The 16,568-nt window shown below is 68.4% G+C and carries 11 protein-coding genes; 10 read left to right on the forward strand and 1 reads right to left on the reverse strand.

What is annotated here, in order from left to right:
* Nucleotides 1-4: 4 nt before the first annotated feature.
* From U1737_RS01570 to trxA, 7 genes are all read left to right on the forward strand, one after another.
* Nucleotides 5-2,368 (forward strand): sensor histidine kinase, encoded by a 2,364-nt coding sequence (locus U1737_RS01570; protein ID WP_332795333.1) that lies wholly within the window; start codon nucleotides 5-7, stop codon nucleotides 2,366-2,368.
* 115 nt (nucleotides 2,369-2,483) lie between these two features.
* Nucleotides 2,484-2,924 (forward strand): tRNA (adenosine(37)-N6)-threonylcarbamoyltransferase complex ATPase subunit type 1 TsaE, encoded by a 441-nt coding sequence (tsaE, locus tag U1737_RS01575; RefSeq protein ID WP_332795334.1) that lies wholly within the window; start codon nucleotides 2,484-2,486, stop codon nucleotides 2,922-2,924.
* Entirely contained in the window at nucleotides 2,921-3,901 is a 981-nt protein-coding gene (locus tag U1737_RS01580; protein ID WP_332795628.1) for an aminoglycoside phosphotransferase family protein, read from the forward strand. Before tsaE ends, U1737_RS01580 begins: the two co-directional genes overlap by 4 nt.
* Nucleotides 3,898-4,653: a nucleotidyltransferase family protein gene (locus U1737_RS01585; protein ID WP_248520928.1), complete on the forward strand. Its 756-nt coding sequence runs from the start codon at nucleotides 3,898-3,900 to the stop codon at nucleotides 4,651-4,653. The genes U1737_RS01580 and U1737_RS01585 overlap by 4 nt, the downstream gene beginning before the upstream one ends.
* Complete coding sequence (gene addB, locus U1737_RS01590; RefSeq protein ID WP_332795335.1) at nucleotides 4,646-7,606, forward strand: double-strand break repair protein AddB; 2,961 nt, start codon at nucleotides 4,646-4,648, stop codon at nucleotides 7,604-7,606. The genes U1737_RS01585 and addB overlap by 8 nt, the downstream gene beginning before the upstream one ends.
* Nucleotides 7,590-11,021, forward strand: a complete 3,432-nt coding sequence (addA, locus tag U1737_RS01595) for a double-strand break repair helicase AddA (RefSeq protein WP_332795336.1) — start codon at nucleotides 7,590-7,592, stop codon at nucleotides 11,019-11,021. Before addB ends, addA begins: the two co-directional genes overlap by 17 nt.
* 64 nt (nucleotides 11,022-11,085) lie before the next feature.
* Complete coding sequence (trxA, locus tag U1737_RS01600; RefSeq protein WP_055877560.1) at nucleotides 11,086-11,409, forward strand: thioredoxin TrxA; 324 nt, start codon at nucleotides 11,086-11,088, stop codon at nucleotides 11,407-11,409.
* 111 nt (nucleotides 11,410-11,520) lie between these two features.
* Here trxA and argJ read toward each other — a convergent pair whose 3' ends face one another.
* Nucleotides 11,521-12,741, reverse strand: a complete 1,221-nt coding sequence (gene argJ, locus U1737_RS01605; RefSeq protein WP_332795337.1) for a bifunctional glutamate N-acetyltransferase/amino-acid acetyltransferase ArgJ — start codon at nucleotides 12,739-12,741, stop codon at nucleotides 11,521-11,523.
* A gap of 100 nt (nucleotides 12,742-12,841) precedes the next feature.
* Between argJ and U1737_RS01610 the strand changes: the two genes are divergently transcribed.
* The 3 genes from U1737_RS01610 (at nucleotide 12,842) to secA (ending at nucleotide 16,481) form a co-directional block, all read left to right on the forward strand.
* On the forward strand, nucleotides 12,842-13,357 hold the full coding sequence (locus U1737_RS01610; protein WP_332795338.1) for an energy transducer TonB: 516 nt from the start codon (nucleotides 12,842-12,844) through the stop codon (nucleotides 13,355-13,357).
* Between the two features lie 35 nt (nucleotides 13,358-13,392).
* Entirely contained in the window at nucleotides 13,393-13,644 is a 252-nt protein-coding gene (locus U1737_RS01615) for a hypothetical protein (protein ID WP_332795339.1), read from the forward strand.
* 98 nt (nucleotides 13,645-13,742) lie between these two features.
* Nucleotides 13,743-16,481: a preprotein translocase subunit SecA gene (gene secA / locus U1737_RS01620; RefSeq protein WP_332795340.1), complete on the forward strand. Its 2,739-nt coding sequence runs from the start codon at nucleotides 13,743-13,745 to the stop codon at nucleotides 16,479-16,481.
* The last annotated feature ends 87 nt before the right edge of the window (nucleotides 16,482-16,568 follow it).

Genomic DNA, 16,568 nt, shown 5'->3' on the forward strand with positions numbered 1-16,568 from the left:
CACGATGATCACGCTCGGGCTCGGGATGACGGTGCTCGTCGGTGTCCTCTTGCTGGCACTGGTCGTTGTCGGGAGCGTGCTGCTGTATGTCGGCGTGCGTGCACGGAACGCTGCGGCGGACACGATCGAGGCGAACGCGCAATTGCGGACGATCCTCGATGGCTCGCCGGCAATTGTCACGGTGATCGGGTCCGGCGGGCGGATCGAGATGACGCAGCGGATGGCGGACTGGCTTGGGCTGGACTCACCGCCCCGGTCGCTGGCGGAGTTGGCGACCGGCGGCACGGGGCTGTCGCCGGACGACGCGGCGCGGTTGATTGCGGATGTGACGGCGGCACAGCGGTCGGGGCGGGCGTTCGTGCGATCGGTGCGGTTGCAGGGATCGACGCGGGCGATCACGTTCCGGGGTGGTCGCGCGCCCGGCGAGATGGGTGCGACCGGGGCCGTTCTGCTCTGGGCCTTCGACGCGACCGACAGCGAGGCGGAGATCGCCCGGCTTGGCGCGGAGACGACGCGGCTGGGCGAGGCGTATGAATCGATGACCGGGCTGATCGAGGCGGCGCCGATGCCGATGTGGTACCGCGCTAGCGACCTGCGCCTGGCGATGGTGAACAGCGCGTACGTCGATGCGGTCGAGGGGCGCGATGCGGCCGATGTCGTGGCGCGCGGGCTGGAACTGGTCGAGGGATCTGGCCGTGGCGGACCTCTCGCCGGGGCCGCCGTCGCGCGCGAGCAGGGACGTCCGCATCAACAGGTCCTTCCCGCCACGATCGACGGCGCGCGGCGATCGTTGCAGATCTACGACGTGCCGCTGTCGAGCGGCGGCGTGGCCGGGTTCGCGATCGATATCGAGGAGCTGGAACAGGCGCGGTCGGGGGCGAAGCGCTTTGCCGAAGCCCAGCGCGCGATGCTCGATCGGCTGTCGGCGGGCGTGGCGCAGTTCGGCGGGGATCGCTCGCTCGTATTCTGCAACCAGCCGTTCCGGCGGATGTTCGCGATGCGCAGCGAATGGCTCGCGGACCGGCCAGAATTCGACCGCGTGCTCGAGCGGATGCGCGAGGCGAACCGCCTGCCCGAAGTCCGCGACTTCCCGAGCTGGAAGGCCGAGCGCCGCGACTGGTTCATGCAGACCGGCTCCGCGCAAGGCGGCGGCGCGATGGAGGAGAACTGGCACCTCCGCGGCGGCACGCATCTTCGCGTCGTCGCGCAGCCTTTGCCCGATGGCGGCCTGTTGCTGATCTTCGAGGATCGCACCGAGCAGGTCCAACTCGCCAGTGCGCGCGATACGTTGCTGCGCGTGCGGACCGCGACGTTCGACAATCTGTTCGAGGCGCTCGGGGTGTTCGCGGCGGATGGGCGGTTGCAGCTCTGGAACAACCGGTTCCGCGCGCTGTGGGGGCTGGAGGAAGAGTTCCTCGCCTCGCACCCGCGCGTCGATTCGTTTGCCGAGGCGGCTGGTGCCAAGCTGGCGACGCCCGGTCGGTCGGCGTTGATCCCCGATCTGGTCCGGTCGGCGACGGTCGGACGCCAGCAGCGCGGGGGGCGCGTGGCGTTCGCGGACGGACGGCATTTCGAGTTCGCCGGCGTGCCGCTCCCCGATGGCAATGCGCTGTTCACGATGCTCGACATCACCGACAGCCGGCGCGCCGAACAGGCGTTGCGCGATCGTGCGGATGCGCTGGAGGCGACCGACAAGGTGAAGACCGCGTTCGTCGCGAACATGAGTTACGAACTCCGCACGCCGCTGACGTCGATCAGCGGCTTCGCGGAGATGTTGCATGGCGGCTATGCCGGCGCGATGACCCCGCAGGCCGAGGGCTATGTCGGGGCGATCCTCGAGTCCGTCGAGCGGCTCGGGTTGCTGGTCGACGACGTGCTCGACCTGACGCGCGCGGAGAGCGACCGCGCGGAGACGGACCGGACCGATGTCGATCTGGCGAACACCGTGCGCGCGGCGGCGGAGACGATACTGCCGTCTGCCAAGCGGCGCAAACTGGATTTCGCGGTCGAGGTGGCTCGGTCGACCGGGCGGGTCAACGGCAATCCGAAGCGGTTGAAGGAGGTCGTCGAGCATCTGCTCCGCCACGCGGTCGCGGCGACGCCGGATGGCGGGCGGGTGCTGTTGCATACCGATGGCAACGCCACCGCGGCGCGGATCGTCGTGTCGGACGATGGGCCGGGGATGACTGCCGAGGCGGTCGCGCATGCGTTCGACCGGTTTGGGGAATCGAAAGCCATGGGGGATCGCGCTTTGGGGTTGGGGTTGCCGCTGGCCAAGCAGTTCGTCGAAGCGCACGGCGGGACTATCGAGCTGGTCTCCGAGCCCGGCGCGGGCACGTTGATCACCGTAGAATTGCCGCGGCGATGATTACTGCCACTCCGTCATGCCGGGCTTGTTCCGGCATCCACCGTTTCGCGTGCTTGCCGGCCGTAGAGAATGCGGACGGGTGGACCACGGAACAGGTCCGGGGTTGCGGAGGGTGGTGAGACTCCTCGATCCGCAAGCTACCGAGGCGTTCGGGGCGCTGCTGGCCGAGCGCGTTCAGCCCGGCGACGTCGTCACCCTCCAGGGCACCCTCGGCGCGGGCAAGACCAGCGTCGCGCGCGGGCTTCTCGCGGCGCTCGGGCTCGCCGGCGAGGCGCCGTCGCCGAGCTTCGCGATCGTCCAGCCCTATGAGCCGCCCGAAGTGCGTTTCCCGGTCCTGCACGTCGACCTCTACCGGATCGAGGACCCCGGCGAGATCGAGGAACTCGCGCTCGACGACGCCCGGTATGATTCGCTCCTCCTCGTCGAATGGCCCGAGCGCGCAGGCCCCGATCACTGGCCGGATGCGCTTCGCTTGAGCCTGACGATCGAGCCGGACGGCACGCGCGGCTTGACAGTCGAGGTGCCGGAAGCTTGGAGGTCGCGATGGCCGACATGACCCCGCCGCCCGGCGCCGCCGCTTTTCTCGCTGCTCATGGCTGGGGAGCCGCGCAGATCCTCCCGGTCGCCGGCGATGCGTCGTTCAGGCGTTATTTCCGGGCGATTGCCGGCGCCGAAGAGGGGGGGCGCCAGGCCATCCTCATGGACGCACCGCCGCCGCACGAGGACCCGCGACCGTTCATCGCCATCGCCGAATGGCTGGTCGAGCGCGACTTCGCGGCGCCGGCGATCCTCGCGTGCGATCTCGACCAGGGGCTCGTGCTGATCGAGGATTTCGGCGATATCCGTCTGCGCGAGACGGTCGATGCGGCACCGGCCGACGAACTGTCGCTCTATGCGCCGGCGATCGACCTGCTCGTGCGGTTGCGCGGGCATCCGGCAGGGCCCGTGCCGCCCTATGATCGCGCGGTGCTGAAACGTGAGGCGGGGTTGTTCGTGGAATGGTATTGCCCGGCGGTCGGGATCGAGCCCGATCTCGCGGGCTGGGATGCGGCATGGGAGGCGGTGTTCGATCATGCGATCGCCGAGACGCCGGTCACCGTGCTGCGCGATTATCATGCCGAGAATCTGATGCTGGTCGGGCCGGAACGCTCGCTCGGGCTGCTCGATTTCCAGGACGCGCTGGCGGGCCATCCGGCCTATGATCTCGTGTCGCTGTTGCAGGACGCCCGGCGGACGGTCGACCCGACGGTCGAGGCGGCGATGCTCGACCGGTATCGCGCCGCCACCGAAGCGGACGAGGCCTTCATGAACGCGTACCACGTGCTCGGCGCGCAACGGAATGCCAAGATCCTCGGCATCTTCACGCGGCTGTGGCAGCGGGACGGCAAGCCGCATTACCCGACGATGTGCCCGCGCGTCTGGACCTATCTTCGGCGCGATCTTGCGCAACCTGTGTTGGCACCGGTCGCCGCGTGGTTCGAAGCGAACGTCCCGGCCGAATTGCGCGGCGATCCGCTGGTCCTGAGCGCTTGACCCGCCAGCAGACGATCCGTCCGGTGCCCCGCGGCGTCGTCCCCGAAACGGCGATGGTGATGGCCGCCGGCCTCGGCAAGCGGATGCGGCCGCTGACCGCGACCCGCCCCAAGCCGCTGGTGAAGGTCGCGGGCAAGCCGTTGATCGATCACGTCTTCGAGCGGTTGCAGGCGGCCGGGATCAAGCGCGCGGTCGTCAACGTGCATTATCTGGCGGACACGCTTGAGGCGCACGTCACCGACCGGTTCGACGGGATCGACGTGGTGATCTCGGACGAGCGGAAAATGCTGATGGAGACGGGCGGCGGGCTCGTCCAGGCGCGGCATCTGCTCGGCGACGCCCCGGTGCTGGTGGTCAACAGCGACAACCTCTGGATCGACGGCCCGGTCGATGCGATCAAGCTGCTCGCGTCGCGCTGGGACGACGCCAAGATGGATGCCCTGCTGCTGATGGTGCCGCTCGCGCGTGCGCATAATCACCGCGGGCCGGGCGATTTCTACCTCGCCGCCGATGGCCGGATCAGCGGGCGGCGCAAGTCCGGCCGGCTCGCGCCATTCGCCTATACCGGCATCCAGATCCTGCATCCGCGCGTGATCGCGGACTGGCCGGAGGGGCCGTTCTCGACCAATATTTTCTGGGATCGCGCGATCGCGGCGGGTCGCGCTTATGGCCAGGTCCACCAGGGGCTGTGGTTCGACGTCGGCACGCCCGCCGCGATCCCCAGGACCGAGGCGATCCTCGCGGATGGCTGATCTCGCCACGGCGGGTCGTCCGACGCTCTACACGATCCCCGCGCACAGGGCGTTTGCCGATGCGCTGGTCGCCGGGCTGATGCGGCAGGCTGGACGCGATCCGCTGGCGCTCGCCCGCGCGCTCGTCGTGTTGCCGAACAACCGCGCGGTGAAGGCGGTCACCGAGGCGTTCGTCCGCGCGAGCGGCGGTGGGCTCGTGTTGCCGCGCCTCGTGGCGCTGGGCGACCCGGAGATGGGCGAGGCGGTCGGCGCCGCGCTCGATCCGGCGGACGATATCGATCCGCCGCTTCCCGCCGTGCCACCGTATCAGCGGCGGATGATCCTGGCGCGGCTGGTGTCGGAGGAGCGCGCCCGCGAAGGCCACCCGGTCGACGCGGCGGAGGCGGTGCGGCTCGCGGGAGAACTCGCGCGGACGCTCGACCAGTTGCTGGTCGAGGAGGTGCCTCCGACCAGGTTGCGCGAGATCGAACTCGGCCCCGAACTCACCGAGCATTGGCGGCGTGCGCTGGCGACGTTCGAGATCGTGCTGCAACGCTGGCCGGGCGAACTCGCGCGGCTGGAGCGGATCGATGCGGCGACGCGACGCTCGGCATTGCTCGACCGGCTCGCCCAACGCTGGCGGAATGCGCCGCCCGCCGGGATCGTTTGTGCGGCAGGCGTGACCGATTCCGCACCCGCGGTGGCGCGGCTGCTCCGCTGCATCGCCGACATGCCGCAGGGCATGGTGGTGTTCGCCGGGCTCGACCTGGCGCTGCCGGACGAGGAATGGGACGCGCTCGGCCCGCATGATCCGCACCCGGTGACCGGGCTCACACGGCGCTCGATCGAGACGCACCCGCAGTTCGATGCCAAGCTGATGCTCCTGCGCATGGGAATCGCGCGCGGCGAGGTCCAGACGTGGCGCGAAGGCGGCGGGCACGACGCCGATGCCGCCCGCGGCCGAGCGATTGCCAACGCGCTGGCACCCGCGGATTTCACCGGCAAATGGACGCAGATCGCCGCAGAGGATCGCCGCCTGAAGGGCGTGACCGCAGCCGAACTCGCGACCCCGGCGGAAGAAGCGCAGGCGATTGCGCTCGTCCTTCGCGAGGCACTGGAAGTGCCCGAGCGCACGGCCGCACTCGTTACGCCGGATCGAGCTTTGGCGCGGCGAGTGGCGGCGCATCTCGGACGCTGGGGCATCGGGATCGACGACAGCGCGGGCCGGCCTCTTTCGATCCTGCCGCCGGGGACTTTGTTGCTCGCGCTGGCCGAGGCAGCGGCGCAGCGCTTCTCGCCGCTCGCGCTGCTGGCGTTGCTTAAGCATCCGCTGGTGCGCTCCGGCGAGGATCGCTTGCTGTGGCTAGACGGCGCGCGCGCGCTCGACCGACGGTTGCGCGGACCACGACCGGCGGCGGGGCTCGACGGGATCGATGGGCATCTGGAGGAGCGCAAGGGGACGGCTGCAACATGGTGGGCCGACGTTCAGCCGTTGCTGACGCCGCTGGCTGGCGCGTTCGATCAGGGGCCGCAGCCGTTGGCGTCGGTGCTCGCCTGCCTGCGCGAGACGGCGCAGACACTGTGCGGCGACAATCTCTGGTCGGGTCTGGCAGGACGTGCCGCAGCGGAGTTCCTCGCCGATCTGGAAGCCGAAGCGCCAGCCGGACCGCCGAGGATCGATCCGCGCGAATTACCGCAATTGCTGCGGACGTTGCTCGACGAGGTCGCGGTGCGGCCGGCGCCGGGCGGGCATCCGCGGCTTGCGATCTACGGCCTGATCGAGGCGCGGTTGCAGACCGCCGACGTCATGGTGCTCGGCGGGCTCAACGAAGGCGTGTGGCCGGGCCGGCCGGCGCCCGATCCCTGGCTGGCGCCGCGCATTCGTATGGAGCTTGGCCTGCCGGGTCTTGAGCGGCGTGTCGGCACGGCAGCGCATGATTTTGCGCAGGCGTTGGGAGCCCCGCGCGCGGTCGTCACGCGGGCGCGGCGGGATGCGAAGTCGCCCGCGCTGGCGTCCCGGTTGTGGCTGCGTTTGCAGGCGCTCGCAGGCGATCGGTTCGAGCGGGCTTCGTCTCTTGAATACTGGACGCGTGCTCTGGACGATCCGGGCGAGCATAAACCCGCCGTTCGACCGGAGCCTTCACCACCCGCCTCGCTGCGTCCGAAAGTGATCTCCGTCACGGAAGTCGATCGCCTCAAGGCCGACCCTTACGCCTTCTACGCGCGCCGCGTGCTCGGGTTGATGCCGCTCGACCCGGTCGATGCCGACCCCAGCGCGGCATGGCGCGGTACCGCGGTGCACGACATCCTCGAGCAATGGTGGAAGCAGGACAACTGCACCGTCGACACGCTCCGCCAACGCGCGAAGGCGATGCTCGACGACGAGCGCACGCATCCCATGATGCGCGCGCTGTGGCAGCCGCGCCTGCTGGAGGCGATCGACTGGATCGCCGGCGCGATCGTGGCGCAAGGGCTGGACGGCCGCACGGTCGCCAGCGCCGAGGGCAAGGGCAAGATCGAGATCGCCGGCGTCACCTTGTCGGGCCGCTATGACCGCATCGACAAAATGCCCGACGGGCGCCTCGCCGTGATCGACTACAAGACCGGCAAGCCACCTTCGCCGACCGCGGTTCGCGCGGGTTACAGCCTGCAACTCGGACTGCTCGGCCTGATCGCCGAGCGCGGAGGGTTCGAGGACGTGCGTGGCACCGCGGGCGCGTTCGAATATTGGTCGCTCGGCAAGAAGCGCGATGCGTTCGGCTATATCGAAAGCCCGGTCGATCCCGAGGGCAAGCGCGACAAGATCCCGACCGTCGAGTTCACGTCAATCGCCGCGCACAATTTCACCGAAGTCGTCGGCGAATGGCTCACCGGCAGCGCCGCGTTCACGGCCAAGCTCGTCCCCGAATACGCACCCTATGCCGAGTACGACCAGCTGATGCGACGCGACGAATGGTATGGCCGTGAGCGGTGACGCGCTCGCCACGCTGCCCCGGCTGAGGGGCGCGCAGGCCGATGCGAGCAACCCGGCGTCGCACGTGTGGCTGTCCGCGTCGGCGGGCACCGGCAAGACGCAGGTGCTGGCGGCCCGCGTGTTCCGGCTGCTGTTGCGCGGTGTCGATCCCGGCGCGATCCTGTGCTTGACCTTCACCAAGGCGGGTGCGGCCGAGATGGCGCAGCGGATCAACGGACGCCTTGCGGCCTGGGTGCGGATGCCCGCGCCGGCGCTCGCGGCAGACCTGATCGCGCTCGGCGAGAGCCCGGTGCAGGCGTTGCAAGACCGGGCGCGGACGCTGTTCGCCAAGGTGCTCGACGCCCCGGGCGGCGGCTTGCGCATCCAGACGATCCACGGATTTTGTCAGGGCTTGCTGGCGGCGTTCCCGGTCGAGGCTGGCCTGACGCCGGGGTTCCGCCCCTTGGAGGCGCGCGAGGAGGCGGGGCTCGCACGCGAGGCGCTGGCGACGATGCTGTCCGATGCCGAGCGCGATGGCCGCGAACGCCCGGTCGAGATCGTCGGCCGCCTGTCGCTGCGGATGGGCGAGGGTGGGGCGGAGGCGTTCCTGCTCGCCTGTGCCCGCGCGCTGCCGGCGCTGGAGGCGCTCCCGGTCGGCATCCAGCCTTGGCTACGGCGCGAACTCGGGCTTCCCTCCGGCGACATCGACGAGGCGATCGCCGAGTGGTGCGACGCGCTCGACCTCGATGCGATCGCGCGCATCGCTGCCGCCGATCGCGCCTGGGGGACGGCCACCGGTCAGGCCGCAGCGGCGACCGTTCAGCGCTGGCTCGACTCCGAGGATCGCGCGGCGACATTGGCAGACCTCGCCAGCGTCGTGCTGACCGGCACGGGTACGCAGCGCAAAGCCTCGAAGAAACTGATCGATGCCGAGCCCGATTACGAAATCCTCGCGCGCGATCTGGGCGAAGCGTGCACCGACGTCCTATCGATGGTCCAGCGCGCGACCTACTGCGACCTGCTGGCGGACGGGCTGGAAGTCGGCCGTGATTACGCGCGGGGCTATGCGCTGGCCAAGCGGCGCGCGGGGGCGGTCGATTTCGACGATCTGATCGCGACGACGGTGGCGCTTCTCGACCAGCCGGGGATCGGCGAATGGGTGCGCTACAAGCTCGACCAGGCGACCGAGCATTTGCTGATCGACGAGGCGCAGGACACCAACGGCCACCAATGGCGGATCGTCCGCGCGCTGGCGGACGAGTTCTTCGTCGGCCGCGGCATCTATGCGCCGTCGACGCGAACGCTGTTCACGGTCGGCGATTACAAGCAGGCGATCTTCGGGTTTCAGGGCACCGATCCGCTCAATTTCCAGGCCGCCGAACAGTATTTCGGCGGCCGTGCGAGCGAAGCCGAGGGCGACGACGACTGGCCCGAGGAAGAGCGCGGGCTGCCCTTGGCGCGACTGTCGCTCCGCCACTCGTTCCGATCGACGCGAACCGTGCTGGAGTTCGTCGACGCGGCGATCGATGCGATCGGCGAGCCGGGTCTCGGCATCGCGGGCGAGGTCGAGCGTCACGCGAGCGAAGTCGCCGGTCCCGGCAGCGTGACCCTGTGGCCGTCGGTCTCAGCCGGCGGCAGAGAGGACGACGAGGAGGGCTGGGTCGACGACGCGGTGCGCAAGCTCGCCAGCGATATCGCGCGCGCGGTGAAGGGCTGGCTCTCGCCCGAGACCGGCTTGATGCTGGAGAGCAAGGGGCGGCGGTTGCGGCCCGAGGACGTGATGATCCTCGTCAAGCGGCGCGGCGACCTCGCCTCGCTGATCGTCGCGCGGCTCTATGCCGAGGGCGTGCCGGTGGCGGGCGTCGATCGCCTGCGGCTGAACGCACCACTCGCGGTACAGGATCTGCTCGCGACGATCCGCTTCGTGTTGCAGCCGGAGGACGATTTGAGCGTCGCGGCGCTGCTCGTCTCGCCGTTGATCGGCTGGACGCAGGACGAGCTGATGGCGGCGGCACCGCGCGAGGCCGGCCCGTTGTGGCGCCACCTACAACGCACGCAGTCGCCTGCGCGGCTCGCCCCGTTGCTGGCGATGCTGGCGCGGGCGGATATTGCCACCCCGTATCAGTTTCTCGAGGAACTGCTGTCGGGCCCGCTCGACGGCCGGCGCAAGCTCATCCGCCGGCTGGGGACCGAGGCGCGCGATCCGATCGAGGAACTGCTCAACGCCGCGCTGACCTTCGAGAGTACCACGACGCCCTCGTTGCAGCGCTTCCTCGACTGGTTCGATCGTGGCGATGTCGAGATCGTTCGCGATCCGTCCGCGCCGCTCGATGCCGTCCGGGTGATGACCGCGCACGGCGCGAAGGGCTTGCAGGCGCCGCTGGTGATCCTCGCCGACGCGACCGCCGATCCGTCGGCGGCACCGCGTTCGATCCTGAAATGGGCGCCCGAACCCGGCGCTGCGCCGATCCCGGTGTTCCGGCCGCGCTCGACCGAACGCGGCGGGCCGTTGGACGCGGTCGTGTCAGCCGCCGAACAGCGCGAACTCGAGGAGCATTGGCGGCTGTTCTACGTCGCCGCGACACGCGCCGAGGAACGCCTCGTGATTGCCGGCGCGCTGGGCATGCGCGCGCAGGGCGTGCCGCCGACCAACAGCTGGTATGCCGCAGCCGACCGCGCATTGCTCGCGTTGGGGGTAGGCGAAGGGGAGGGCGCGAGAACCTTTCACGGTACCGAAGCGCAACCCGCGATCGTCGCCAAGACCTCGCACCAGGCGACCGCGATCAACACCGCGCAACTGCCCGACTGGGCGCACCAGCCGGCCCCGGTCGAGGCGCGCCCGCCGCGGCCGCTGTCGCCCTCCGCGCTCGGCGAGGATGCGGTATCCGATCCGCCTCCAAGCCCGGCGATGCGGCTCGCGGCGGAACGCGGGCGGCTGATCCACGCGTTGTTCGAACGCCTGCCCGCCATAGCGCCGAGCGAGCGCACGCAGGCGGCGGATCGCTGGCTCGCCAAGGCGGGCGGTGTCGACGATGCCGCCGCGCGATCGGAGATCGTCGCCAGCGTTGCCGGCGTACTCGACGATCCGCGCTTTGCCGACCTGTTCGGCGCGGACACGCTGGCGGAGGCACCGATCGCCGCGACGCTCGCCAACGGCATCGTCGTATCGGGCACGGTCGATCGCCTGTTGATCGAGGCGGACCGCATCCGCGTGGTCGATTTCAAGACCGGGCGCCGGGCACCCTACGGCCTCGCCGACGTGCCGGACTATCACGTCAAGCAACTCGCGGCCTATGTCGAGGCGCTGCGCGTGATCTTTCCGGGACGATCGGTCGAGGCAGCATTGCTCTACACCGCCGGCCCGCGGCTGATCGCGTTGCCGCCCGAACTGCTCGCCGAGCACAAGCCGCGCTATCGGGCGACGGAGCAAAGCTAGCGCCCCGATGGTTGAGCCGACGACCGCGCCACCCTAGATGGCGTTTAACCAAGGAGAATTCACGATGGCGACCAAGCAGATCACCGATGCCAGCTTCGATGCGGATGTCCTCAACGCGGACGGCCCCGTGCTCGTCGATTTCTGGGCGGAATGGTGCGGTCCGTGCAAGATGATCGGACCCTCGCTGGAGGAAATCTCCGAGGAGCTCGGCGAGAAGGTGACGATCGCCAAGCTCAACATCGACGAGAACCCCGACGCGCCGGGCAAGTACGGCGTCCGCGGCATCCCGACGATGATCCTGTTCAAGGGCGGCGCACCCGCGGCCACCAAGGTCGGCGCGGAACCCAAGGGCCGGCTGAAGGCCTGGCTCGAGGGCGAGCTGGCGTAACCAACACCCACCCCTCCGTCATCCCAGCGAAAGCTGGGATCTCCCGGTTCGAGCCACCCCGCTCACCAACCGGGACACCCCAGCTTTCGCTGGGGTGACGGCAATAGGGGGTTAGCTCCGATAGTCGGCGTTGATCGAGATGTAGCCGTGCGTCAGGTCGCAGGTCCACACGGTGGCCCGGCCCTCGCCCAGCGCCAGATCGACGCCGATTTCTATTTCCTGGCCCTTGAGATGCGCCGCTACTGGCGCCTCGTCGTAACCGCTCAGCGCCAAGCCGCCCTCGGCGACCTGCGTATTTCCAAAGCGGATCGAGAGCGTGTCGCGATCGGCGGGTTCGCCGGCTTTGCCGACCGCCATCACGACCCGCCCCCAGTTCGCGTCCTCGCCGGCGATCGCGGTCTTCACCAACGGCGAGTTGGCGATGCTCATGGCGATGCGGTGTGCGCTACAATCGCTGTCGGCGCCCGTCACCTGAATCTCGATCAGCTTCTGCGCGCCCTCGCCGTCGCGGACGACGAGCATCGCGAGTTGATGGCACAGGTCCGCCAACGCTGCGCGGAACGCATCCGCCCCCACGCTGTCGTCGTCCGCTAGTGTAGCATTGCCGGCCTTGCCAGTCGCGAACGCCAGCACCGTGTCGCTCGTCGAGGTATCGCTGTCGACCGTGATGCACGAGAAGCTCGGTACGTTCGCCTTCGATAGCGCGGTCTGCAGGAACTCGGCCTCGACTGCGGCATCGGTGAAGATGAAGCCGAGCATCGTCGCCATGTCCGGCGCGATCATTCCCGAGCCCTTGATGATCCCCACCAGCGTGACCGTGCGATCGCCGATCACCGCGGTCGTCACTGCGCCCTTGGTGAAGGTGTCGGTCGTCATGATCGTTGCCGCCGCATCCTCCCAGCCGCACGGCTCGGCAGCGAACGCCGCATCGAGGCCCGCTTCGGCCTTGTCGATCGGCAGCGGCACGCCGATCACCCCGGTCGAGGCGACGAAAACGTCCGAAGGCTGGCACCCCAGATGCGCCGCCGTCCGCGCCGCGATCGCCTCGACCGCCGCACGCCCGCGCGAACCCGTAAACGCATTGGAATTCCCTGCATTCACGACCAGCGCCCGAGCCTGCCCGAGTGTCAGCGCCGCGCGGCACCATTCCACCTCAGGCGAAGGACATTTGCTCTGCGTCAGCACACCGGCGACCACGGTCCCCGGCTCCAGCGTCACGAACGTCAGGTCGCACCGATCCCAATTCTTGTACGCCGCGCGCGCGACATGCAGCGCGACTCCGTCGATCGAAGGGGCGGCGGGGAAGGGCAAGGCGAGCGGCGAGGTCTGCATCCCGCCTTCATAGTCGCTGCAATCCAGGCGGCAAGATCGCCGATCGCGCTTGACCATCGACGGTCCGCCGGTGTCCAAGATAGCGCGAGGGGGCTCGACGATGACGGACGCGAACGCAAGCGAACCCTATTCCAGCCGCTTGGATGCCCGGTTCGACGGCAGCAGCCGGACGGTGATGATAACCGTCCTCGCGCTGATCGCGGCGTGCAGCCTCGCCTTCGCCGCCTGCATCCTGCTCATCGCCAAGGACGGTTATCGCTCGTGGCGATCTCCGTACCCGACGATTCTCCCCCGTGATCTTCCCGTTGCCGTAACCCCTGCGAGCCCGATTGGCAGGTATGCGGACTGGTTCGGTCCCGATGACTATCCCCCGGCAGCAATCCGCGCCGAGCAGGAGGGTGCGGTCCGGGTCGCGCTACTCGTCGGCGTCGATGGACGCGTCGAGGCCTGCGAGATCCTCGCCGGAAGCGGTATCAAGAGGCTCGATCGCGGGACATGCCGCGCGGCGGTCCGTCACGGTCGCTTCAGGCCGGCGCGCGATGCACGGGGCGCAGCGATCGTCTCGCGCTTCGAGCTCCCCCGCGTCCGATGGGCGCTGCCACGAGACGAACGGTAGATTTATCGCGCCGGCTCGCATACAGCCGGTGCTGCATGAACCTGCTGCTGCTCCTTTCCGCCCTCCTGTCCGCGCTGACCGGCGCGGTGCCGGGCGTGCGTGGCCAGTCGGCACAGGCTGTCGCGCAGGGCAGCGTTTGCTCGCAGTCGGTGGCGGCAGCGCCGGTCAAGGTTGCGATACGGCCGGCCGCCGTTCTGGCGTCGTTGGAAGACGTTTCCGTCTCCGCGGCGTTGCGGGTTATCGCCTTGAGCAAGGCTCCGATCTGGGCGGACCGCCGGCGCGAATAGCGTCGGGCTTCTGACCCCTCGGCTTACGGGCCGCCCTATCTCTCCCCGCGTGCGTGCCCTCAGCGTGCCGCCGCGTCATAAATTCAGGAAATCAGCCCATGTTCGGTGGCCTCGCCAAATCCTTGTTCGGTTCGTCCAACGACCGCTACGTCAAGTCGCTCAACCCGATCCTCGCGAAGATCGCCTCGTTCGAGCCGTCGCTTCAGGCGATGTCGGACGAAGAGCTCTCCGCGCAGACCGTCAAGTTCCGCGCGCGTCTCGCGAACGGCGAGAAGCTCGACGACCTGCTCCCCGAGGCATTCGCGACCGTCCGCGAGGCCGCGCACCGCGTGCTCGGCCAGCGCCATTACGACGTGCAGATGGTCGGCGGCATCGTCCTCCACCGCGGCGAGATCGCCGAGATGCGGACCGGCGAGGGCAAGACGCTCGTCGCCACGCTCGCGACCTATCTCAACGCGCTCCCAGGTGATGGCGTCCACGTCGTCACGGTCAACGACTATCTCGCGGCACGCGATGCGGAGTGGATGGGGCAGGTCTACACCTTCCTCGGCATGACGATCGGCGTCATCATCCCGAACCTGTCGGACGAGGAACGCCGCGCCGCCTATGCCGCCGACATCACCTACGGCACCAACAACGAGTTCGGCTTCGACTATTTGCGCGACAACATGAAGTACGAGCGCAGCGCGATGACGCAGCGCGCCTTCAACTTCGCGGTCGTCGACGAGGTCGATTCGGTCTTGATCGACGAGGCGCGCACGCCGCTGATCATTTCCGGCCCGACCGACGACAAGTCCGAGCTGTACATGCAGGTCGACGCGGTCGTGAAGCAGTTGGAGCCAATCGACTACGACAAGGACGAGAAGCAGAAGACCATCATCCTCACCGAGGACGGCACCGAGAAGGTCGAGCGGATGCTCGAGGCGGCGGGGCTGCTCGAGGGGCAGAACCTGTACGACTTCGAGAACACGCAGGTCGTCCATCACCTCAACCAGGCGCTGCGCGCGATCGTGATGTTCAAGTCGGACATCGACTACATCGTCAAGGACGGCAAGGTCATCATCATCGACGAGTTCACCGGTCGCATGATGGACGGCCGGCGCTGGTCGGACGGCCTGCACCAGGCGGTCGAGGCCAAGGAGGGCGTCCAGATCGAGCCCGAGAACCAGACGATGGCCTCGATCACGTTCCAGAACTATTTCCGCATGTACCCGAAGATCGGCGGCATGACCGGCACCGCGGCGACCGAGGCGGCCGAGTTCTACGACATCTACAAGATCAACGTCGTCAGCATCCCGACCAACGTCGAGGTGAAGCGCGTCGACGAGGAAGACGAGTTCTACAAGGACACCAAGGACAAGTTCGCGGCGATCGCCAAGAAGATCAAGCATCACGCCGATCTGGGCCAGCCGGTGCTGGTCGGCACGGTGTCGATCGAGAAGTCCGAGATGCTGAGCGAGTTCCTCGTCGGCGAGCAGGTCGAGCACAAGGTGCTGAACGCGCGCTTCCACGAGATGGAGGCGCACATCGTCGCGCAGGCCGGGCGCAAGTCCGCGGTGACGATCGCGACCAACATGGCGGGCCGCGGCACCGACATCAAACTCGGCGGCAACCTCGAATTCCGCATGCTCGACGAGCATCCCGAGCTGGTCGAGGGCACGCCCGAATATGACGAGGCGGCGGCGCGCATCACGATCGAGATCGAGGCGGAGAAGCAGGCGGTGCTCGCCGCGGGCGGCCTGTTCGTGCTCGGCACCGAGCGTCACGAGAGCCGGCGCATCGACAACCAGCTGCGCGGGCGCTCGGGTCGCCAGGGCGATCCGGGCCTGTCGCGCTTCTATCTCAGCCTCGACGACGATCTGCTGCGGATCTTCGGGCCTGACACGCTGTTCGCCAAGATGATGCGCAACAACATCGAGGACGGCGAGGCGATCGGCAGCAAGTGGTTGTCGAAGGCGATCGAGACCGCGCAGAAGAAGGTCGAGGCGCGCAACTACGACATCCGCAAGCAGGTCGTCGAATATGATGACGTGATGAACGAGCAGCGGAAAGTGATCTACGAGCAGCGCGCGGACATCATGGATGCCGATACGGTCGGCGACGTGGTGACCGACATGCGCGCGGAGACGGTCAACGTGATCGTCGGCGATGCATGCCCACCCAACTCCTATCCCGAGCAGTGGGACGTGGCGGGGATGAAGACGCGGCTGGCCGAGGTGATGAACCTTGAGCCGCCGATCGACGCGTGGCTGCTCGAGGAATCGGTCGATCCCGAGGTGATCGAGGAGCGCGTCCGCGCGCTGGCGGACGAGGCGATCGCGACGAAGGCGGCCGATCTCGATACCGAGACGTGGACCTCGGTCGAGAAGTCGATCCTGCTGCAGAATCTCGACCATCACTGGAAGGAGCATCTGGCGACGCTCGATGCGCTGCGTCAGGTCGTCCATCTGCGGGCTTATGCGCAGAAAACGCCCATCAACGAGTATAAGCAGGAGGCGTTCTCGCTGTTCCAGCGGATGCTCGAAACGATCCGCGAGGACGTGACCAAGACGATCGCGCATGCGCAGTTCCAGATGCAGGCGCCGGTCGGTTTGCCGGAATTGCCCGACTTCATCACGACGCATTTCGACCCGTTCACGGGGGAAGATAACTCGAATGATTTCGACGGCGGCACGCGCGGCCACATCACGTCGACGATGCCGCCGTTGCAGATCCCGCAGCCGCAGGAGGCCGACATCGGCGAGGATCCAGCGAACTGGGAGGGCGTCGTGAGCCGGAACGCGCCATGCCCGTGCGGGTCGGGACGCAAGTACAAGCAGTGCCACGGCGCGGTTTGATCGAATGAGTCCGGCCTGCTTGGATGTAGAGGCATCCCAAGCAGGCCGCCCCGCAGTCCTCGCAACGCCCCGTCCCGCGACCGGCTA

Origin of the sequence: Sphingomonas fucosidasi (assembly GCF_036663855.1) — a bacterium.
GTDB lineage: Bacteria > Pseudomonadota > Alphaproteobacteria > Sphingomonadales > Sphingomonadaceae > Sphingomonas > Sphingomonas faeni_B.

Excerpts from the sequence above, each read along its gene's own strand:
- U1737_RS01570 (WP_332795333.1), top strand. The coding sequence starts at position 5 with ATGATCACGCTCGGGCTCGGGATGACGGTGCTCGTCGGTGTCCTCTTG.
- U1737_RS01580 (WP_332795628.1), top strand. The coding sequence starts at position 2,921 with ATGACCCCGCCGCCCGGCGCCGCCGCTTTTCTCGCTGCTCATGGCTGG.
- addB (WP_332795335.1), top strand. The coding sequence starts at position 4,646 with ATGGCTGATCTCGCCACGGCGGGTCGTCCGACGCTCTACACGATCCCC.
- addA (WP_332795336.1), top strand. The coding sequence starts at position 7,590 with ATGGCCGTGAGCGGTGACGCGCTCGCCACGCTGCCCCGGCTGAGGGGC.
- trxA (WP_055877560.1), top strand. The coding sequence starts at position 11,086 with ATGGCGACCAAGCAGATCACCGATGCCAGCTTCGATGCGGATGTCCTC.
- argJ (WP_332795337.1), bottom strand. The coding sequence starts at position 12,741 with ATGCAGACCTCGCCGCTCGCCTTGCCCTTCCCCGCCGCCCCTTCGATC.
- U1737_RS01610 (WP_332795338.1), top strand. The coding sequence starts at position 12,842 with ATGACGGACGCGAACGCAAGCGAACCCTATTCCAGCCGCTTGGATGCC.
- U1737_RS01615 (WP_332795339.1), top strand. The coding sequence starts at position 13,393 with ATGAACCTGCTGCTGCTCCTTTCCGCCCTCCTGTCCGCGCTGACCGGC.
- secA (WP_332795340.1), top strand. The coding sequence starts at position 13,743 with ATGTTCGGTGGCCTCGCCAAATCCTTGTTCGGTTCGTCCAACGACCGC.